Consider the following 20,813-nt stretch of genomic DNA (forward strand, 5'->3'; position numbering starts at 1 on the left):
CCTTTTGTTTAGCGGTTCATTTACTAATGCTCCCAATGATAGTGGTGCGCTTTCGCTTCCACTTCATCAGCCGTTTGTTGCGGCATAAAGGTCGCATTGTCTTGTTCAAAGAAGAAGGGTTTACGTTTTTTCTTACTGCCTACTTCGTTCATGGTGGCCGACTCGTATACGCGTCCATTTAGTACAGTGTATTCTACGAATTCACTCTTTCTAATGTCGCTAAGCACATCGCCATCAATCACAACTAGGTCAGCAAGCTTACCTTTTTCGATACTGCCAAGATCTTTGCCCATACCCAGGTGTTTCGCGCCATCAATAGTACCACCGCGTAGCGCTTCCCAAGGCGTGAAGCCGCCTTGCTCCATGATCCACAGCTCCCAGTGCGCAGCTAAGCCTTCGCGCTGGCCGTGTGCGCCAATATGTACACTGACCCCATTATCTCGAAGCTCTTTGGCGTAGCTTGCTACGTTTTGGTGGTTGTACTGATTTTCTGGCGCAGTAGGTCGGCGAATCGCGCGACTATCTAGAATAGTCGACGGGGTATAACGAAGAAGACGCGGGTTCTTCCAGACTTCAGTTTTGTCGTACCAGTACTCTTCACCCATCATGCCGCCGTACGACACAACAAAGGTCGGCGTATAGCCGAACTCTGTGGCTTTCCACAGTTGAGTGACGTCGCTGTAGCCTTTTTCCACAGGAATGCTGTGCTCAAGGCCCGTATGGCCATCTACCAGCATGGTCAGATTCTGCTGAAGCTTACCGCCCCCTTCAGGCACCACCATCATCTCTTGATTTTTTGCCGCCCACAGCACTTGCTGGCGCTGGTCACGACGGGGCTGGTTGTAGCTTTTTACTGAAATAGCACCGGCTTCTTTTAAGCGCTCTACGTGGAAATAGGCATCTTCATAATTGTTGATAATCGCTTTGTAACCTAGGCCTTCTGCACCGTATAAAATCGTGCCGGTGGAGTAGATACGCGGCGCAACGATATCGCCTTTACGCTGAAGTTCTGCCGCAGCGAAGATTTCTGTCGTGTCGTTTGAAGGGTCATGAATGGTCGTAACACCGAATGACACATTCGAGTACTGACTCCAGTTTTGCTGAGGAATAATCTCATTGCGGCCCTGCGAGCCGTGAGCATGTGCATCAACAAGCCCCGGGATAATAGTTTTACCCGTTGTGTCTATCTGCATTGCATCATCGGGAATGGTCACATCGCCACGTTTACCCACTGCTTCAATGCGGTTGTCTTTAATCAGCACAACGCCATCTTCAATCACCTCTTGGGTGTTGTCGGCATCGCGCATGGTTACCACTTTACCGCCAACCAAGGCTTTGTAGCCAGATGGTTTGTCAGCTTTTGTGGTAAACGACAAATCCATACCTTCAGCGACCGGCTCAGGCAAGGTTTCCGCTGCGCCATCAACAAAGGCAAAGGCTTCATCAAGTGAACGGCTAAATAGCGTAGGGCCGTTAAACCAGCTAAGGGTTTTGTTGTCAGGCGACCACGTCAGGTATTCACCTGCACGGCTTGAAAGCTGCGTTACCGGCAGCGAGGTCATGTTCGGACCTATGGTAATGCGCTTGCCATTTTCGACAAATGGCGCCACGTACGTTTTGAACTGGTAAACAAACGCAACCCATTTCTTATCGTGTGAAAGTTTGTACTCACTAACCTTATCTGCACCGTAAAGGTGAGTTCGCTTGTCGTTACCCTTAAGGTTTACGCTTGAAAGTTGGGTTTCGTAATACGCTTCGCCGCCCGCTGATTCGGTAAAATACACTCGGTCGTCGTTACCTGCGAAATGCGCGTTGTAGCCGCCTTCAGAGACTTTTTCTACTGTGTCTTTTTCAAGGTCTGCTACGTAAATTCCTGGCTCAACCGAGTATTTGGGGTCTAGTAAGTAGCCGCCGGTAAACTTGCGGAAGACGACTTTCTCGCCATCGGCAGAAAACGACGGCTCAATGTAGTGACCTGGCATCTGGGTAATAACCTTTCCTTTCCCCCCACGAGCAGAAACCACGCTAACGGTGCCTAGGTCTTGGTCATTCCAAGTCGTATAAACAATCGATTTTCCGTCGTTAGAAAAGCGCGGATAGTATTCGTCATGGTCGTTTTGTTTCGTTAAACGCTTAATTTTGCCTGATTTAACGTCGCGCACATAAAGTTTACCTAACGCTTGGAAGAGTACGGTCTTACCATTAGGCGACATTTGAGACCAACGGATCATACGAACGTCAAATTCATCAGGGGCTACATCAACGTCAAAGCGAAGCGCATCAGCAAATTTCACCGTGCCTTCAACGGTTACGTTCATTGTGCTGGTAGTTTTGTCTTTCACGTTTATAGTGTGGAATTTACCGCCTGTCCAATATACGATTTTGCTGCTGTCTGGCATCCAGTCGAAGTAGGCAAAGTAACCTTCCGAGCCAAAGCCTTCTTGCATATCTCGCTCTAGTTCCAACGTCAGTGGTGTTTCTACGCCTGTCTTAATGTCTTTAATGAAAAGTGCGGTTCTATCTTTAACGCGACGAACAAAAGCGATGTATTTACCGTCAGGTGAAGGTGTAGGGACTACAGCGCCGCCCGTACCGCTAATATAGCGGCTCTCTTCGCCGGTTTCGCGGTCGTAGCGAGTGATAGCAAAAATGCCTTCTAACGGGTCGCGGTTATATTCAAAGCGGGCACCCGGAACGGTATTTTCGGTAAAGTAAATGTACTTGCCGTCATGAGAGAATACAGGGTCGGCAATGTTTTGTTGGTCGCGCTTTCCGCTGTTGCGGGCTTTAATTTGTAGGCCGTCGCCACCTGATTTGTGGTACATCCAAATCTCGCCCGCCGGAATACTGCGGCTAGACATAATGCCTTTAGTAACAACTAAGTATTCGCCGTCGGGGCTCCATTTAGGAGAGTGGATAAGGTTACTTTTCTCTTTAGTTACTTGACGAAGATTACCGCCGTCAATGTCCATAACCCATACGTTGCTTAACCCATCTTTATCCGAGATAAATGCGATTTGCTTGCCGTCAGGAGAAATGGAAGGGTGAATATTCCAAGCGAAGTCTTGGGTAAGCGGCGTTGCATCGCCGCCTTTTGTGCTCACTTTGTAAAGATCGCCGAGCATGTCGAAAACCATAAACTCGCCATTTGGCGCCACGTCTAAGCTAGACCACGTGGTTTCATTGGTTTTGATGGTAACTTCGTTTAGTGCATAAGGTGGGTTATTGACGTCCCACTTTTCAATGTCCGATTCTGTTTTTTCTTCACTGTCGCTCTGGGCGTATGTGGTAGGTACTACACTTAAGCCCAAAGCACTTACTAGCGTGATGGCCAGTAAACTTCTCTTTGTCGTTATCATAATTGTATTTCCAAGTGCTTGTTATTTATTTTCTGTCTACATCAGAGTACATGACTTAAAAGGACACTACGTACTCTTGAATTGTGAATCTAAGGTTAATCTTACTTCAAAGTAGGCAAGATTCATTTAGCTAATGCGATTGTGGGTATAAATTTAACGTTCAATGAATACATCATCACTTTCAATGATGCTTGTCTATTACAGCGATAATCGCTAATTTCGTAACAAGTCATTAACAATGAATTGTGTAGGAATTACCGTGAGCAACGCTGAACAACAATTGCATTATTCTACTTGTACGCTCTGTGAAGCAATGTGTGGTATTGAGGTAGCGACGAAAGGCCGTCAAATATTGTCAATAAAAGGGGATAAAAATAATCCCTTTAGCCAAGGTCATATTTGCCCGAAAGCCAGTGCGCTCAAAGACTTGTACGACGACCCTGATCGATTGAAGCGCCCAGTAAAAAGGGTAAGACTTGAAGGAGGAAACAGCGCATGGGAAGACTGCACCTGGGAAGAGATTTCGTGGGATGAAGCCTTCGACCTAGTTGCTAATAATTTGCACCGCATTCAACAGACCCACGGTAAAAATGCGGTAGGTATGTATTTAGGTAACCCTAATGCGCATAATATGGGTTCAATATTATTTGGGCCTTATTTTTACCGTGCGCTGAAATCGCACAACCGCTATTCCGCTACTTCCGTTGACCAGTTGCCACATCACATTGTTAGTCGACGACTTTTTGGTCATATCTCTCAAATTCCTATTCCTGACATCGACCACACGCAGCATTTCATGATCATTGGCGGGAACCCGCTGGCATCCAACGGCAGCATTATGACGGTACCAAACGTGAAAAAACGTTTGAAGGGGATTCAAAAGCGCGGAGGGAAAGTGGTCGTTATTGACCCTAAACGCAGTGAAACCGCTGATATCAGCTGTGAACATCACTTTATACGTCCTGGCAGTGATGCGCTGTTACTACTAGCTATGCTGCATGTGTTGTTTGAAAAGCAACTGCACAAAATGGATGAAATTTTACCTTATGCTGAAGATATAAAAGCGGTTGAAAAATACGTTCACGATTACTCACCGCAAAAAGTGAGCGATATAACCGGTATTTCTGCTTCACACATCACTCAGCTTGTTGTGGATTTCTGCAATGCCGAGTCTGCAGTTTGCTATGGCAGGATGGGGGCTAGCGTACAAGCGTTTGGCACATTAACCCAATATCTTATCATGCTGTTTAATATGCTCACCGGAAACCTGGACAAGCGGGGTGGCATGATGTTTACTCAGCCAGCCGCTGACGTATTACCTGTATCAGGCAAGGGCAGCATGGGTGGATTTACCTCTCGCGTAAGAGGGCTTCCGGCGTTCGCGGGTGAGTATCCTGTAGCCTGTTTGGCTGAGGAAATCCTTACCCCAGGAGACGGGCAAATTAAAGCCATGGTGGTAGGTGCAGGGAATCCTGTTGTTACTACGCCCAATGCAGAACAGCTTGATAAAGCATTCTCGCAACTTGATTTTATGGTTGCGGTTGATTTTTATGTTACCGAAACCTCGCGTCATGCTGATGTCATTCTTCCACCAGTAACTGCGCTAGAGCGCGATCACTACGACATTGTATTTCACAATTTTGCGGTGCGTAATTTTGCTAAATATTCCGAAGCTGTGGTGGATAGTGATGAAGACCAGCTTACCGATTGGCAAATTTATTTATCTTTGGCTGAAAGACTTGACGCATTAAACGGCAAAAGTACCGCTCATTACCCTTCACTTTGGGCTAAGCAGCCTAAAGGTGTCGTTGACGATTTATTGCAAACTGGGCTGTATGGTCGAGGAGCAAACAAAAACGAAGATATTCAGACTTACTTAAATAAAGTTTCATCCGACAATATCGCAGAAGGGTTGTCGATTGAGACCCTTAAAGCACACCCGCACGGAATTGATTTGGGGCCGCTACAACCGTCTTTGCCTCATGCCTTGTTCCACGAAGACAAGAAAATCCACTTAGATTTTGATTACTTCATGGCTGATTTAGACAGGGTAAACACGCATTTCTTTGAGAAGGAAAAACATTCGCTATCCCGTTCGCTGGTGTTGATAGGGCGCCGGCATATTAAAACCAATAATTCTTGGCTGCATAACAGCGCTCGTATGGTGAAAGGCAACAATCGCTGCACTCTGCAGTTGCACCCTGATGACGGCGTCAAATACGGCATTGAAGATGGTGATGAGGTCAGTGTGAAATCTCGAGTAGGCCAGCTCGTCATCGAGGCTGAAATCACAGATGCAATTATGCCCGGCGTGGTGTCTATTCCGCATGGTTGGGGCCACAACAAAAAAGGTATTAAGTTGTCTGTGGCAAGTCAGCATCCCGGGGTTAATACCAACATTCTCACTGACGATTTGCAGGTGGACGAACTGTCGGGCAATGCTGTGTTAAATGGCGTGCCTGTTGAACTCAAAAAGGTAAGCTGAGTGCAAAAAAAAACCGGCATTTACTCATGACTAAATGCCGGTTTTATAACGGGATATTAAACAAGCAGACCTTTAGGTCATCGTTACAAACTCTTCACCACTGGTAGGGTGAATGGCCACACACGCGTCAAAATCAGCTTTGGTCGCGCCCATTTTTATGGCAACAGCGAAACCCTGCAGAATCTCATCCATGCCGTGGCCAATACCGTGTAGACCTACCACTTTTTCGTCTTTACCTGCACACACTAGCTTCATTTTGGTCATTTGACGATGGCGGGTTACCGCCGTGTACATAGATGCAAAACTAGAGGTGTACACTTTAATATTGTCCTCGCCGTATTCTTCTATAGCTTCTGGCTCAGTTAGGCCGATTGTGCCAATAGGTGGGTGACTAAATACCACGGTTGGAATCATTGAATAATCCATGTGAGCGTCTTTTTGGCCATTAAATAAACGCTCGCTAAGCAAACGACCTGCTTTAACTGCCACCGGAGTAAGCTCTGCTTCACCGGTAATATCACCTACCGCGTACACGTTTTTAGCTGTGGTGTTTTGGTACTTATCTACTTTAACTGTACCGTCATCACTTAACTCAACATCGGTATTTTCGATATCAATTTTGTCGGTAGACGGCTTACGGCCAATTGCCCAAATTAAGCAGTCAGCTTTTAGCACTTCACCGTTGGTTAAATGTACTGATAGTTCGCCATCGTCAGCCTTTTCCACCTTCTCTACGCTGGCATGGTCGTGCAGTTTGCAGCCTTCAGCATGGATCATATCCACTAAGGTTTCGTGAATAATGGGGTCGAAGTTTCTGAGTGGCGCGTGTTTGCGAACCACTAGGTGCGATTCTGTTCCAAGAGCGTGTAGTACACCTGCCAGTTCAACACCAATGTACCCGGCTCCAACCACAACAGCACGCTTAGGCTGCTCTTTTAATGCAAAGAAACCATCAGAATCAATGCCGTACTCGGCGCCTTCAATATCTGGAACTACTGGGTGACCGCCAACGGCAATCGTAATATGGTCAGCCGTATACTTTTCGCCGTTTACTTCTACTGTATTGTTATCGATGAATTTTGCGAAACCGCGAATAAGTGTTACATCGTTTGCAGTAAGTACGCGGTCGTAAGAGGCATGGATACGCTCAATATAGGCCTGGCGGCTAGCAATCAGGCTATCCCAACTAAAGTGGTTTACCGACAAATCGAAACCATATTCAGGGGCGTAGCGGTGAATGGCTTCAGCAATCTGAGCGCCGTACCACATGGCTTTTTTAGGCACGCAGCCAACGTTTACGCAAGTACCGCCAATATCTTTCGCTTCAATAATGGCGGCCTTCTTTCCGTGCTTCGCTGCACGGTTTGCAGATGCGATACCACCGCTGCCACCACCAATACAAATATAATCAAAATGTGTCATTCAAAAAGCCTTCTTTGTCGGTTAGGCGAACGTGAACGATAAGCATAAATGCCTTCGGTAGGTTCGCACAGCAAATCACTCTCTATCGGTCCTATCATAAAGGGTAATCAAAAGACCGAGATTTGCTTTAGGGAATTTCATTTAGTTTATCAATGGGGACAGTGCAGCCTAATTAAAAGGCTAAGACAAAGCGAGGCATGTTCAAGCATCGCCCGTCCTGCTTTTAGCACATAACCTTTAGAACTGATTAACTTATAGTAGCAGAAAGCTCTTCTGGTTCTATTTGAATACTGAACGCTTTTCCACGCTCTTCTTCAAATTGCACGAGTTTTTGAATGGTGGCATCACTAAAAATATGACCTTCAGGAAGGATAAGGATGTGACTATCGTTATACAAATTTTGGGCGAGGACCATGCCTGCTTTAAGCTGTGAAGCCTTCAATGATGTCGAAAGTAGCTTTGACGTAGTCACATCTTCTGCTTCGAGTAAAAGGTCCAAAAACTCGCCATCATAGCGGGTATTTCGGTGCTTTTTCATTTCTAATTTGGCATCGCGGGGGCTCATTTCCACACCACTCATTCTGCCGGTTACTAAGCGCCAATAATCTCTGGCAATCGCTAAAATGCGCGCCCCTGCAGGAATTTCTTTGGCAACTTTGTTATACAAACCAGAGCCATTGTAGTGCTCGAATTGAAACTCGATAATATCTGAAACTTGATGCAGTTCGTGAGCCGGCGCAAGGATCAGTGCAGCCTGTTTGGTTTGCGATAAATAATTTTGTTGCTGCTGATATTTAAGCTTTGAAAACGGCGCTTTAAAATCCTCTGTTTCAAGTCCTAAGAGACCAAGTTCACAAATTAGACCCGCGTAGCGAACTTGTTTTATTTCGTCTTTCTCCAAACGTGCAATACGCGCAAGCTTTGAAGACAGCTCACTTACCTCAATGGCAAATTTCCCGTTAATATTTGGGTTAATACTAATTACGTTGAATAGCACTTGCTCCATGGCAATATTGTGCTTTTCAATTTTGTTCAGCGCAGCTTTAATTTGACGAGTACGCTTCTGTACCACTTGTTCTAGTGATGCATTTACATCTCTTAGTTTTCTGTTTTGTAGGCGTGTAAGTTTTTGAAGACGCGCATTTTCAGCCTTCAACTTAACCCGTTCTAACCCTTCCTCAACTACTGCTTTTAATTCTTCGTTATCCCACGGCTTTTGAAGATAGCGATGAATTTTACCTTGGTTAACGGCTTTAATGGTGGACTCAATATCTGCATATCCAGTAAGTACGACTCTAAACGTGTCGGGATAATTAATAGCAACCTGTTCAAGAAGCTCAGCGCCCGACATTTGAGGCATTTTCATGTCTGAGATCACAACGTGGACTTCGTTTTTGCTCATCAAGTCCAGTGCCTTAGCACCGCTATCAGCAAGCAACAGCGTAATATCCATAGTGAAAAGCGCACGTTTAATTGCACGGAGAATATTAGGTTCGTCATCGACAAACAGCACAGTATAGGTTGTAGCTTGCTCAGTAGGATCTGTCATAAAAAATTATCCTTATACGCGACATAACAACTATCACACGCAATGATACTATTTGACACTATTTCTTTATGCATTACTTGTGTCACCGTTATTTTTTGAGTCTTCGGAAACGGAATTGATTGGAAGAGCTAAAGTAAAAATACTGCCGTCTCCTTCCGTGCTGGTGGCAGATAGCATTCCGCCGTGTTCTTGTGCAATCCCAAATGAAATTGAAAGCCCTAGCCCAGTCCCTTGTCCCTCAGGCTTAGTAGTAAAGAAAGGGTTGAAAAGTTTATCGAGGTGACTAGGCGGTATTCCGCAGCCTGAATCTTCTACCCTTAGTTCTACAAACTCGCCAACAGTGCACGTTGTGACAATTATTTTTCCGTTTTTGCCGGTGGCTTCGATGGCTTGTCCAGCATTGATGAGCAGATTGGTAATAACCTGAGATATTTTACCAACGTTCATTTCCACATCTGGGATCCTTCCTAAATGGGTTTCTACCGTACAGATATACTTCAGTTGATTGTTAACCATAGCCAATGTAGTGCGCACACAATCATTAATGTTGTGTTTCTGCATTTGGTCGCTATCAACCCGCGAAAATAATTTAAGACCTTTAACTATTTCTGCAACGCGCTGCAAACCTTCGCGAGAGTCTTTTAGTAAGTCCGAAATATCTTCATTAATGAAGGCCATATCTTGATTGCCTAGCATATTCTTTAATTCAATCAGTGATACCGCACGTTTTTTTTCATCGTTCTCGTCTATAACAACTTGGATTTGTGAGAATATCATTTGGTAAGTAGCAACGTATTCACTAAGTGTTGAAATGTTGCTACTTACAAAACCGACTGGGTTGTTAATTTCGTGCGCAACGCCAGCGGCAAGCTGGCCCACAGAGGCCATTTTTTCAGCCTGCAGAAGTTGGACTTGCGCTTCTTTTAAGTCTCTGTTCGTTTCTTCTAGCTGATAATTTTTTTGATTGAGGAGAGACGTTCTATCTTGCACTTTTTCTTCGAGAAGTGCGTTCAACTCTTTGAGCTCATCTTGTGCACGCTGGCGCTGTTCGTACTCTTCCTTCAAACGCTCTACTAACTGATTGAATGCTTCTGCAAGTTCGCTTAATTCATCTTTGCCCCTAACTGGAACAAAGACTTCTTTATAATCTTTGCTCTTAACCGCTTCTCCCAGATGCTTTGCACCTTGCAGAAGTTGACGAAGCTGAGACATTAAAAATGAACCGAGTAAATACGAACACAAACCTACTAGAACAAACTCCATCAGAGCAAGGGTTACCGTCCAGTTTCTCACCCTAGAGACCGACTCAGTGACTGAGGCGATATTTAAGCCAATTTCCACATAGCCGTACAGCGTGTTGCCCACCATAATAGGAGCGCGGGTGTCGTATACACCATCATCAGCTTCTGACACCGACAAATCTGCCTCAAAAGGACGGCTGAGCGCGACTTCGTCGCCTTTTTCTACGAACACATTGCCAAGTTTATCTTTCACTTTTACGTATGAGATATTAGGATTCGTCAAAATCTCAGAAACATCTGCATCAAGCGAAGCCAAGTCATAACTTAAAAAAGCGTTTTTTGTTGTAGAAACGAAAAGCGCTACCGTGGTGTCCGCAGACTTTTTAATGTTGCTGTCGACAAGATCATTCAATAATTGAAACACGGTCACTATTAGCACCAGCAGCAAAAGTGCCGCGATGCTAGCAATGCCTGTTATTGTTTTAAATCGTAACGAAAGCTTCATGTCTGCATTTCTCACAGGTGTGGTCGTGAAAGAGACGCAATACCTAGCGCTCTAACGTCGTCCCAATCACTGTCGCTAGATGCTATAAATCCACTGAACCCGATCTTACTCAAAATAGATCCCTTCCTGCTGTCATTAGATAATGCAATCAATGCATTAAGAATAGCTCGTCTATCTGTTGACGCCATTTTGGGATGGGTGGCTATAGCGTGTGGCGTGTAACCTTTGCTTTCCCAAAGCACTCGTAAATCACTTTTCACTGTCTCAGGTGAAATGTTTAGCGTACGAAGAATGCCTCCACCCGCTTGAAAGAAACCGCGCTGAACCGACAAGTATACTGAATCGTGCGAATTTACATAACGCGGAATAAAAGCAACATCGTTTTTGCGCAGGTGGGCGCTGGTGATAATAGTAGCCGCAAATGCCGCGGGCGCCGGGAAGGCTAATTCGGCACCATTTAGATCTTCAATCGATTGAATAGTACTGTCCTGATGAACCACGATTAATCCGCGAATTTTTTTGTCACGTTGTCGAGCAAGAGAACGATAGCCTGCAGATTCGTTAAAAACTACAAAGTGATAGGGGTTCATGTAGGCAATGTCGTAAAGCCCAGCAGTTAAGTTTGCTTCGAAAGTTGGGATGTCTTTCGCTGTCTTAAACTCGATGATAAGCCCAGTGTAGTTACTTACATAATCGATAAGCGGTTGCCACTTCTCAGCCATTTTCTTTGCAGACTGCTGAGGGACAACAGCGAAAGTCAGCGTTTTTGCTATGGATGGGGATGCAATCAAAATAAGGCATAGCATTATTAAAATACGCTTTGTTAACTCAGGCATAGTAAAACCTCTCCCATTCAAATTACATCGACATGAATTGTTCTAGGACGTTCGTAAGGTCATGGTTTGAGAAAGGCTTCTGAAGTGTTGCATCAGCGCCGATTTCAAGCGCACGCTCAAGACTTATATCGTCTAGGGCTGAGATAACAATAATTTTTAAATTTTTGAGCTTACTTTGTTCACGGGTGAACTCAATAACACTGTAGCCATCCATGCCGGGCATACTCAGGTCAAGGGTCATCACTTTAGGCTCGTATTGACTTAACATGATCCCGGCTTGAAAACCGCCAGTCGCAATATATGAATCAAATCCTGCACGTCTAGCCACACGCTGTATTGATTTCGCTACCGGCATCTCGTCGTCAACAATTAAAATAGATGGCGAAGCAATGCCTTTAAGTGCATCAGGAATAGGCATGTCGTGGCGTTCAAGGAACTCAATAAAGTCTTCAACAAGAATACGGTTGTTACCACGGCCAGGAAGCTTAAAGCCTTTAAGCTTCCCGCTTTCAATCCATCGAATTACAGTGCGAAGGTTCACATCACAGTACGATGCTATTTCACCAGAAGTTAAGGTTTTCATATCTATGCCTTGTAGATTTATTAACCAGAAGTATAGCTGTTGTACTACATGGAGACAAAGTAGACAAAAGGATGAAATGTGACATTTGTGACAAGGCTTCATGAGGTCACAAGTTGCTAACTCCCTTTACTTATATCTACCCAAGGTACGTTTCGAGCACACTAACCTCATCAAATCTTCGTGATCCTTACTTTCACACTAGAAGTAACTTCAAGATAGGTCAACTGTGGCTTAAACAATAGCTTGCTTTTAGTCAGCGAAACCCCATCATTATTCTATCAACGTGTTAAGAGTGAAAAAGATTATGACAACACCTGCAATCGAGATGGTAGATGGCCTACCAATTTTTTCTGCTATTAAGCCTGCCTCTATTAAGCCAGCTATCGAAAAAGCAATTGAAGCTTGTAAAAGTGAAATAGAAGAAGTGGTAGCGTCGAAGGATTACTCTTACAAAAATTTAGTATTGCGCCTTGAAGAGGTTGACGACCGCTTAAGTAAAATGTTCTCACCTGTGTCTCATATGAACAGCGTAGTAAGCAGTGATGAATTGCGAGAGGCGCATGATGCGTGTTTGCCGCTTTTATCTGAATACGGTACTTGGGTAGGCCAGCACGAAGGCCTTTATAATGCTTATGCTTCACTAAAAGCGTCTGACGAGTTTGACACCCTAAGCGAAGAACAACAAAAAGTCATTGAGAACGCGGTACGCGACTTTACACTTTCAGGTGTCGCCTTGCCTGCACAACAAAAGAAACGTTTTGCAGAAATCCAGGCAAAGCTTAGTGAGTTATCGTCAACCTTCTCAAACAATGTGATGGACGCCACCATGGGCTGGACCAAACACATTACCAATCAGTCTGAGCTTGCGGGTATGCCAGAGTCAGCTTTGGAAGCAGCAGCGCAAGCTGCGCACCAAAAAGACTTGCAGGGATGGCTATTCACCCTAGATATTCCGTCTTATTTGCCGGTTATGCTTTACGCGGATAATCGTGAACTTCGCGAAGAAATGTATCGTGCTTATTCAACCAAAGCGTCTGACCAAGGGCCAAATGCCGGTAAGTGGGATAACACAGATATTATCAAAGAGACCTTAACACTGCGCACTGAGCTAGCTGAACTATTGGGCTTTTCAAGCTATGCAGAGCGTTCACTGGCTACCAAAATGGCAGACTCTACCGATCAGGTTATCGGCTTCTTACGCGATTTGGCGGCTAAGTCTAAACCTCAAGCGGAAAAAGAGCTTGAAGAAGTACGAGGGTACGCCAAAGATAAACATGGTGTTACTGAGCTAGCAGCATGGGATTTGCCGTATTACAGCGAAAAATTGAAGCAAGAGAAGTACACCATTTCTGATGAAATGCTGCGCCCTTATTTCCCTGAAGACAAGGTGCTATCAGGGCTTTTTGAAGTAGTGCATCGCTTATATGGCTTGAAGATTATTGAGCAGCCTGGCATCGATACCTGGCATAAAGATGTGCGTTATTTCACTATAACCGACGATGCAGACGCATTGCGCGGTAGCTTTTACCTAGACCTGTACGCACGCGCTAAAAAACGTGGCGGGGCATGGATGGATGAATGCCGAGTACGACGTGAAATGACAGACGGCGAGCTACAGCTACCAGTGGCGTACCTGACCTGTAACTTCAATGCCCCTGTTGGCGATAAGCCTGCGCTGTTTACTCACGATGAAGTCGTCACCCTTTTCCATGAGTTTGGTCATGGAATCCATCACATGCTTACAAAAATGAGTGTGGCTGGCGTATCTGGCATTAACGGTGTGCCTTGGGATGCTGTTGAACTACCAAGTCAGTTCTTAGAGAACTGGTGTTGGGAAGAAGACGCTCTAAACTTTATTTCTGGTCATTATGAGACTGGAGAGCCGCTTCCAGCTGATTTGCTCGACCGCATGCTTGCCGCTCGTGATTATCAATCTGCTATGCAGATGGTTCGTCAACTTGAATTTAGTCTATTTGATTTCTTACTGCACAGTGAAAAGGGCAGTGAAGTAGATGTGCAGGGTACCTTGGACAAAGTGCGCGAAGAAGTTGCCGTAGTTATTCCGCCATCGTTTAATCGCTTCCAAAATGGTTTTGGACACATTTTTGCAGGTGGATATGCAGCGGGCTATTACAGCTATAAGTGGGCTGAAGTCCTTTCTGCAGATGCCTACAGTAAATTTGAAGAAGATGGCATCTTCAATCGCGATACGGGCAAAGCGTTCTTAGAAAACATTTTAGAAATGGGCGGCAGCAAGCCTCCTATGGATTTATTTGTTGCCTTCAGAGGGCGCGAGCCGAAGGTTGACGCTTTGCTTCGTCATAGCGGTATAAAAGGCTAGGTATACGTGAAAGAGTCGAAGTTAGAATCTTTCCAATCTATCTACCGCCGTGCGTGCGAGCGCAAGGGCGGTGAAAGGGGGCTTGAGGCAATGCTTCAAGCACCGTTTTCTAAAGCGCAAATTGAAGCCATTAGTGATGATCGCTTTTTAGCGGCTATGACTAAGCAAGTTTTCAAATCTGGCTTTGTATGGCGAGTCATCGAGCAAAAATGGCCAGATTTTGAAACCGTATTTTTCGGTTTCGACGTGGATAAAGTGTTGCTGATGCCAGATGAGATGCTAGAACAAAAAGCGTCGGATAAGCGCATTGTTCGCAACTATAAAAAAGTGATGACAGTGCGCGACAACGCTATGATGATTAAAGACGTGGCTATGGAGCACGGTAGCTTCGGCAAGTTTGTCGCCAGCTTCGATAAAGACAATATCACCGAACTATGGACGTTTTTGAAAAAACGCGGCGCGCGATTAGGTGGCAATACAGGCCCGTACATGCTTCGAGCATTGGGTATTGATACTTTCCTGTTCTCTCGTGACGTTGAAGATTACCTGCGCAAAAACGAGATTATCGACGGCGGGTTAACATCGAAAAAGTCGCTGTCTGCAGCAAATGCAGCGTTTGCCCAATGGCATAAAGAAAGTGGCCGTTCGCTGCAAGAAATCAGTGCTATTGTGGCATTTAGCTGGGGCACGAATAATCTTACCGCTTAATACAGGTTAGCGCTGTATAGGGCCTCCTAATGTTTTTAGTAAACAGGTATGTGCCTCGCAGGTTCACGCAAAGAGCAGGCCAACGGTTTGCTTTTCAAGCTAAGGCAGTCTGGCATAAAGCTTTTGCTTCAGCACACAATCCTATACACTTCGGCATTAATAAAAATATTCAAATTACAGGACTGTCATGAGCGACAATCAAACTCCCGCTACGCAAGCAGACTCTGCAATCGACAATGCAACAGAGCATACAACGCACTTTGGTTTCAAACAGGTGGACAAAGGGCAAAAAGCCTCTTTAGTTGCTAATGTTTTTGACTCTGTAGCAGCAAAGTACGACGTAATGAACGACCTTATGTCGATGGGAGTGCATCGTTTATGGAAGCGTTTTACTATTGATTGCAGCGGTGTTCGCGCTGGCAATAAAGTATTGGATATTGCCGGTGGTACTGGTGATTTAACCGCTAAGTTTTCTCGCTTGGTAGGCCCAACAGGGCGCGTAACCCTTGCCGATATCAACTTGTCTATGCTGAAAGTGGGCCGTGACAAGCTTCGCGACCGTGGTTTGGTAAGCAACATCGATTATGTGCAAGCTGACGCGGAAGCTCTGCCTTTCCCTGACAACCACTTTGATGTGGTGACCATGGCATTCGGTCTAAGAAACGTTACGGAAAAGCAAAACGCGCTTAATTCTATTTTTCGCGTGTTAAAACCAGGCGGCCGTTTACTGGTATTAGAATTTTCCAAGCCCACGTCAGAGCAGCTCAGCAAACTTTACGATATGTACTCGTTTCACATTTTGCCAAAAATGGGGCAACTGGTGGCGAACGATGCAGAAAGCTACCAATACCTTGCGGAAAGTATTCGCATGCACCCTGATCAAGAAACCCTAAAAGGCATGTTTGAACAGGCTGGCTTTGAACAATGTGACTACCAGAATCTAACCGGCGGTATTGTGGCTCTGCACAGAGGCTACAAGTTTTAATGCCTACTTCAGCGCTTGTTACCGCTACGGTTGAATCGGCTTTAAACAAACTGCTGTCTTTAGATGAAGACAGCGAAAAAAGGTTAAACGCCCTCAACGGCGCCAGACTTACCGCGTTTATTTCGCCGCTGCCTTACGGTATCACCTTGTCTTTTTCTGACCGAGTCGACGTACTCAGCGAGCAAGGCTCGTTTGAAGACGCTGTTGCGTCCCTCGGGCCGAAGGACTGCTGTATTAAAACGTCGCTACAGACATTGCCTGAGTTAAAAGAAACCAGCCAGCTGACCCGCCTTATTCAACAAAAAGCACTCTTTTTAGAAGGGGAGCTGAACGTTGCCCAGCAAGTCAGCGCTTTGTTTCAGCAGCTCGATATCGACGTTGAAGAGTTGATTGCTCAAAAGACCAATGACGTTATTGCACATCAAACTGTGAAAACGGTAAAAACAGTGCATGAAAAATCGATGACGGCGTTAGCGTCTATGGCTAAGGTCTTCGGCAATGCCGTGGTAGAAGAAAAACAGTTGGCTGCACATAAGCTTGCGGTAATGCACTTTAGTGATGAAGTGAATGCGCTTCGCGACAGGGCTGAAAGTGCCGATGCGCGACTGCGCCGGTTAGAAGAAAAATTTAAGTAAGATTGAGAGAAACAGGCTCATAAATGCGTATTGTTAGGTTATACCGAATTAACAAGGTATTGTTGGAACACGGCTTAGATGAACTTATTCCAGCAAAGTGGTTACCCTGGTACGCGCGAATTATGCGCCATGCCATTTTTTGGGTGCGCAATAAGCACAAAGGGAAATCTCCTGGCGAGCGCATTACTCTTGCATTGCAAAACCTTGGCCCAGTCTTTATCAAGTTTGGCCAAATGCTTTCTACACGCCGCGACCTGCTTCCCCCAGCTATTGCTAATGAGCTGGCCCGCTTACAAGACAAAGTACCACCTTTCTCGTCAAACGTAGCGCAAGACATTATCAGGCAGGCACTAGGGCTCTCTGATCTGAACGAGTTGTTTAGCGAATTTGAAACCGCGCCACTGGCGTCTGCCTCTATTGCGCAAGTTCACGCAGCAAAGTTAAAGCACAACAACGAAGACGTTGTAGTAAAGGTATTAAGGCCAGATATTCGCGATACCATAGTGGCGGATATGGAGCTTCTATTTAGCCTAGCAAATGTGCTGCAGCGTTGGTTGCCAGATGGCAAGCGCTTACGCCCTGTAGAAGTGGTAGTGGAATATCGCAAAACCATTGTAGATGAGCTTGATCTGCTCCGTGAGTCAGCTAACGGTATCCAGCTAGGACGTAATTTTGAGGGCTCAGACGCCTTATACGTACCTAAGATCTACAGCGATTATTGTCGCAGTAATGTATTGGTTATGGAGCGTATTTACGGCTTACCTATTTCCAATATTGATGCTTTGTTAACCCAAAACACCAACATGAAAAAGTTAGCAGAACGCGGGGTTGAAGTTTTCTTTACCCAAGTATTCCGGGATAGCTTTTTCCATGCTGATATGCATCCGGGCAACATTTTTGTATCTACGGAACATCCTGAAAACCCAAAATACATCGCCATCGATTTTGGCATTGTTGGTACGCTTAATCGCGAAGATAAGCGCTATTTGGCCGAAAACTTTATCGCCTTTTTCAACCGCGACTATCGCAAAGTGGCGCAACTTCACGCCGACTCAGGTTGGGTGCCGCAAGATACCAACATTGATGAGTTCGAAATGGCCATTCGCACAGTATGCGAACCGATATTTCAAAAGCCTTTGGCAGAGATATCCTTTGGTAATGTGCTGCTACAGCTATTTAACACGGCGCGACGTTTCAATATGGTGGTACAGCCGCAATTGGTGTTACTGCAAAAGACCTTGCTGTATATCGAAGGTTTAGGTCGTCAGCTTTACCCCCAGCTCGACTTATGGAAAACCGCCAAGCCGTTCCTCGAAAACTGGATGAAAGAGCAGATTGGGTTTACTGCCATGATGGGAAAGGTGAAAGACAATTTGCCTTTCTGGTCTGAAAAACTCCCGGAAATGCCAGACCTGCTGTACGACAGTTTACAGCAGATGAAGCGCTTGCCATTGCAACAGCAAAGGGCACATTTGGCACTGATTCAAGAACAAAAGAAAACAACTCAGACCACTCACTTGAGCCTAGTAGGTGCTACCTTTGTACTAATGTCAGCAATATTGCCAATTTATGACTTATCTTGGTATTTCCCTGCAAGTACGGGTGTAATTGGCGCAATTTGTTGGTATTTAGCGTGGCGAAAAGGGCTGTGATTTTTGTTACGCTGCGGTGAAATATTTATGAAATCCATAGTTAATTAATTAATTTGTATAGTAATCGTCCCGAAGAGTGTTATAGTGGATACGGCTCTAAGCCAAAGTCTTTAAATAGACGCGATTTTGTATTATTTGCTATATGTAAAACCACTCGAGTTACCCGGTAATTTGTTGTAAGTTGTTTGTCCATTCGTAAGTAAGACCCAATACTCCGCCAATTTAAAGACTCTAAAGAACTTTGTTACACGCGCTTATGCGCAATTTAATACGATATTTGAGGTCTATACGACATGTCTAAAGTTACAGGCACAGTTAAGTGGTTCAACGCTGATAAAGGTTACGGTTTCCTAACTCAAGATAACGGCGGCAAGGACGTTTTCGTTCATTTCCGTGCGATCATCTCTGACGGTTACAAAACGCTTCCTGAAGGTCAGCGAGTAGAATTTGAAGTTGAAGAAGGTCAAAAAGGTCTTCAAGCTGCTAACGTGCAAGCTATCTAAGAATTCAAAAACGGCGGTCATTTGACCGCCGTTTTTCTTTCTATTGTCTGCATTTCCCACGCTCACGCTAAATGCTTGACTAGGCTTTTAGTGCATAACACTTTTAGTCTATAACGCTTTTGGTATAACTCACTTTTAACGAATAGCGCTTTTCTTTAATTGCCAGTTTTCAGCGTAGCTATCGTTACCGTTTCTTGTGTACACCGTACCAGATCACAAAAGCACTCGTTCACCACAATAAATTTGATGCTCGCAGCATATTCCTAATATCAGTACGCCACAGTATTGCGTAGTCATGGTGTTTAATGCTTTACTCGATATAACGATGAATACGCCTTCAGGGAGTGCTTTATGCGCATCACATCAATAATTCGAACCACACTGGCTGCTTTACTACTTCTTCTTTGTTCAAACTCTACTTATGCCGCCCAAGCAGATGGGCTAGTCGTTGGCGAGAATGTTTTGGCAACAGTGCTCAACACCGAAATTCGAGTAGTAGATGTAATGCCCAGTGAAGAAAAGCGTCAAAACATGAAAGAGCAGGCGAAAGATAACTACGCCGAAATGCTCGAATATGTCGCTTATGTAAACGCGTCTAACAAAATTTTCGAACTAGTGTTAGAGGATTACGTTAAGGAAAAAGGTATTACGCTTGACCAAGCGCTAGTAAATAAGTTTATCGATAAGTTTAAAAGCCAGGTATCTAGCGAAACTTCATCAAAACCTATCGAAGAAATAGCGGTTAAGCAGGTAATGCAATTCCAAGCTGAAAAAGCCATGTTCGAAGAGTTTAGCGGTCGTGTCGTTTTTCGACAGTCTAACCCGCAAATGCCTATTGATGCTTACAATAAACTACTCTCTCGCTATCGTGATGCGGGTAAACTTAACATAATAGATGAAGACCTAAGCGAAGCGTTTTGGGATTTATTCTTACCTCCTTATCAGTATGAAATTTCTCCCGAAAGCGTCGATTTTTCAAAGCCTTGGTGGCTTTAGATAAAGTATGAGTAACAAAACAAATATAAAACTGAAAGTGTTGGGGATGCAGGGCCAGGTTCCACTATGGCTAATGATAAAATGAGCGGTATAGACGCAATAGATAAAACCATTTTGGCCATACTTCAGAATAATGCTGATACGCCTGTTGCAGAAATCGCCGAGCAAGTCGGGCTCACGGTCACGCCCTGCTGGCGACGCATTCAAAAGCTAGAAGAGAAGGGCATAATTTCTAGGCGAGTGGCGCTGTTGCAAGCAAAGCAGCTAGGCCTTGCAATGACGGTTTTCGTTCAAGTGAAAGCAGGAAGGCACGATGGAAAATGGCTAGCAAGTTTCGCCAAGCACGCCGCGTCATTTGATGAAGTTGTTGAATGTTATCGTATGTCAGGGGAGTACGATTACTTGCTAAAAGTCCTCGTCACCGATATGGATTGCTTCGACCACTTTTATAAGCGATTGGTTAACGGTATAGAGTTTTCAGACGTTACGTCTAGCTTTGCCATGGAACAGATTAAGTACACAACCTCAGTCCCCTTAAACCACATTTAATACGCCAAAAAAATGGGGCCGGTTTGACGGGCCCCATATAAATTAATGATTTTGGTCTTCAACGTGCTGGTCGGCAAATATCTTGGATTTCTTTTTAATTTTACATCCTAAGATACGCTGCGCATTTTTACGGCCGATGTAATGAGCGACTGTATAGGGGTGCGCGCGTTTGAAGAACCGTGAGAACGAATGGAATACATTTTCCATAGTATTGGCTCCTTCTAGTAAAAATTGCCCCAAATAAAATATAGTAATATTACAGTTTGATGTCAACAAAATATTCGTCATTAAACAATGTAGATATCTCGTCCACATGATAAGGATAGGCTAAGTACAACTGAGCATCCTCTATTCATTGGTATACATTGTTCGAGAGAAAGGATCATATTTTGATCGCAGGTTTTCAGATCGAGTTTCCGCGCAGGTTATAGTAGTCGCCGAAAACGCTACAGGGCATGAGGGCG

General features: G+C 44.8%; 15 protein-coding genes. 9 read left to right on the forward strand and 6 right to left on the reverse strand.

The features are described from left to right. Positions 1-23: 23 nt before the first annotated feature. Positions 24-3,359: an amidohydrolase family protein gene (locus ACXAER_RS12280; RefSeq protein WP_474829604.1), complete on the reverse strand. Its 3,336-nt coding sequence runs from the start codon at positions 3,357-3,359 to the stop codon at positions 24-26. Positions 3,360-3,618: 259 nt separating this feature from the next. On the opposite strand from ACXAER_RS12280, the gene ACXAER_RS12285 reads away from it, so the two are divergent. Further along, positions 3,619-5,844 (forward strand): molybdopterin oxidoreductase family protein, encoded by a 2,226-nt coding sequence (locus ACXAER_RS12285; protein ID WP_474829605.1) that lies wholly within the window; start codon positions 3,619-3,621, stop codon positions 5,842-5,844. Positions 5,845-5,916: 72 nt separating this feature from the next. Here the strand turns inward: ACXAER_RS12285 and gorA are convergent, their stop codons facing one another. From gorA to ACXAER_RS12310, 5 genes are all read right to left on the reverse strand, one after another. After that, positions 5,917-7,266 (reverse strand): glutathione-disulfide reductase, encoded by a 1,350-nt coding sequence (gorA, locus tag ACXAER_RS12290; protein ID WP_474829607.1) that lies wholly within the window; start codon positions 7,264-7,266, stop codon positions 5,917-5,919. Positions 7,267-7,513: 247 nt separating this feature from the next. Beyond that, complete coding sequence (gene nosR, locus ACXAER_RS12295) at positions 7,514-8,815, reverse strand: response regulator c-di-GMP phosphodiesterase, NosR family (protein ID WP_474829609.1); 1,302 nt, start codon at positions 8,813-8,815, stop codon at positions 7,514-7,516. 66 nt (positions 8,816-8,881) lie between these two features. Further along, complete coding sequence (locus ACXAER_RS12300) at positions 8,882-10,561, reverse strand: ATP-binding protein (protein WP_474829611.1); 1,680 nt, start codon at positions 10,559-10,561, stop codon at positions 8,882-8,884. An 11-nt stretch (positions 10,562-10,572) separates the two neighbouring features. Next, on the reverse strand, positions 10,573-11,397 hold the full coding sequence (locus ACXAER_RS12305; RefSeq protein ID WP_474829613.1) for a phosphate/phosphite/phosphonate ABC transporter substrate-binding protein: 825 nt from the start codon (positions 11,395-11,397) through the stop codon (positions 10,573-10,575). A 22-nt stretch (positions 11,398-11,419) separates the two neighbouring features. After that, positions 11,420-11,980, reverse strand: a complete 561-nt coding sequence (locus ACXAER_RS12310; protein ID WP_474829615.1) for a response regulator — start codon at positions 11,978-11,980, stop codon at positions 11,420-11,422. Between the two features lie 304 nt (positions 11,981-12,284). On the opposite strand from ACXAER_RS12310, the gene prlC reads away from it, so the two are divergent. The 8 genes from prlC (at position 12,285) to ACXAER_RS12350 (ending at position 20,349) form a co-directional block, all read left to right on the forward strand. Next, the gene (gene prlC, locus ACXAER_RS12315) at positions 12,285-14,321 is read left to right on the forward strand and encodes an oligopeptidase A (RefSeq protein ID WP_474829617.1); all 2,037 of its coding nucleotides are present in this window, start codon (positions 12,285-12,287) and stop codon (positions 14,319-14,321) included. A 6-nt stretch (positions 14,322-14,327) separates the two neighbouring features. After that, the gene (locus ACXAER_RS12320) at positions 14,328-15,029 is read left to right on the forward strand and encodes a DNA-3-methyladenine glycosylase I (protein ID WP_474829619.1); all 702 of its coding nucleotides are present in this window, start codon (positions 14,328-14,330) and stop codon (positions 15,027-15,029) included. Positions 15,030-15,216: 187 nt separating this feature from the next. Beyond that, entirely contained in the window at positions 15,217-16,014 is a 798-nt protein-coding gene (ubiE, locus tag ACXAER_RS12325; RefSeq protein WP_014950941.1) for a bifunctional demethylmenaquinone methyltransferase/2-methoxy-6-polyprenyl-1,4-benzoquinol methylase UbiE, read from the forward strand. Further along, on the forward strand, positions 16,014-16,649 hold the full coding sequence (locus ACXAER_RS12330; protein WP_474829621.1) for a ubiquinone biosynthesis accessory factor UbiJ: 636 nt from the start codon (positions 16,014-16,016) through the stop codon (positions 16,647-16,649). Before ubiE ends, ACXAER_RS12330 begins: the two co-directional genes overlap by 1 nt. 23 nt (positions 16,650-16,672) lie before the next feature. Beyond that, entirely contained in the window at positions 16,673-18,301 is a 1,629-nt protein-coding gene (gene ubiB / locus ACXAER_RS12335; RefSeq protein WP_474829623.1) for a ubiquinone biosynthesis regulatory protein kinase UbiB, read from the forward strand. Between the two features lie 293 nt (positions 18,302-18,594). Then, the gene (cspE, locus tag ACXAER_RS12340; protein WP_012519905.1) at positions 18,595-18,804 is read left to right on the forward strand and encodes a transcription antiterminator/RNA stability regulator CspE; all 210 of its coding nucleotides are present in this window, start codon (positions 18,595-18,597) and stop codon (positions 18,802-18,804) included. 351 nt (positions 18,805-19,155) lie between these two features. Continuing rightward, positions 19,156-19,800, forward strand: a complete 645-nt coding sequence (locus ACXAER_RS12345; RefSeq protein WP_474829625.1) for a hypothetical protein — start codon at positions 19,156-19,158, stop codon at positions 19,798-19,800. A 66-nt stretch (positions 19,801-19,866) separates the two neighbouring features. Beyond that, a complete protein-coding gene (locus tag ACXAER_RS12350) occupies positions 19,867-20,349 on the forward strand; it encodes an Lrp/AsnC family transcriptional regulator (protein WP_474829627.1) in 483 nt (160 codons plus the stop codon). Positions 20,350-20,813: the final 464 nt, after the last annotated feature.

The organism is Alteromonas sp. AWJ4_199, from assembly GCF_056159165.1.

Excerpts from the sequence above, each read along its gene's own strand:
- ACXAER_RS12280 (WP_474829604.1), bottom strand. The coding sequence starts at position 3,359 with ATGATAACGACAAAGAGAAGTTTACTGGCCATCACGCTAGTAAGTGCT.
- gorA (WP_474829607.1), bottom strand. The coding sequence starts at position 7,266 with ATGACACATTTTGATTATATTTGTATTGGTGGTGGCAGCGGTGGTATC.
- nosR (WP_474829609.1), bottom strand. The coding sequence starts at position 8,815 with ATGACAGATCCTACTGAGCAAGCTACAACCTATACTGTGCTGTTTGTC.
- ACXAER_RS12300 (WP_474829611.1), bottom strand. The coding sequence starts at position 10,561 with ATGAAGCTTTCGTTACGATTTAAAACAATAACAGGCATTGCTAGCATC.
- ACXAER_RS12305 (WP_474829613.1), bottom strand. The coding sequence starts at position 11,397 with ATGCCTGAGTTAACAAAGCGTATTTTAATAATGCTATGCCTTATTTTG.
- ACXAER_RS12310 (WP_474829615.1), bottom strand. The coding sequence starts at position 11,980 with ATGAAAACCTTAACTTCTGGTGAAATAGCATCGTACTGTGATGTGAAC.
- prlC (WP_474829617.1), top strand. The coding sequence starts at position 12,285 with ATGACAACACCTGCAATCGAGATGGTAGATGGCCTACCAATTTTTTCT.
- ubiE (WP_014950941.1), top strand. The coding sequence starts at position 15,217 with ATGAGCGACAATCAAACTCCCGCTACGCAAGCAGACTCTGCAATCGAC.
- ACXAER_RS12330 (WP_474829621.1), top strand. The coding sequence starts at position 16,014 with ATGCCTACTTCAGCGCTTGTTACCGCTACGGTTGAATCGGCTTTAAAC.
- ubiB (WP_474829623.1), top strand. The coding sequence starts at position 16,673 with ATGCGTATTGTTAGGTTATACCGAATTAACAAGGTATTGTTGGAACAC.
- cspE (WP_012519905.1), top strand. The coding sequence starts at position 18,595 with ATGTCTAAAGTTACAGGCACAGTTAAGTGGTTCAACGCTGATAAAGGT.
- ACXAER_RS12345 (WP_474829625.1), top strand. The coding sequence starts at position 19,156 with ATGCGCATCACATCAATAATTCGAACCACACTGGCTGCTTTACTACTT.
- ACXAER_RS12350 (WP_474829627.1), top strand. The coding sequence starts at position 19,867 with ATGGCTAATGATAAAATGAGCGGTATAGACGCAATAGATAAAACCATT.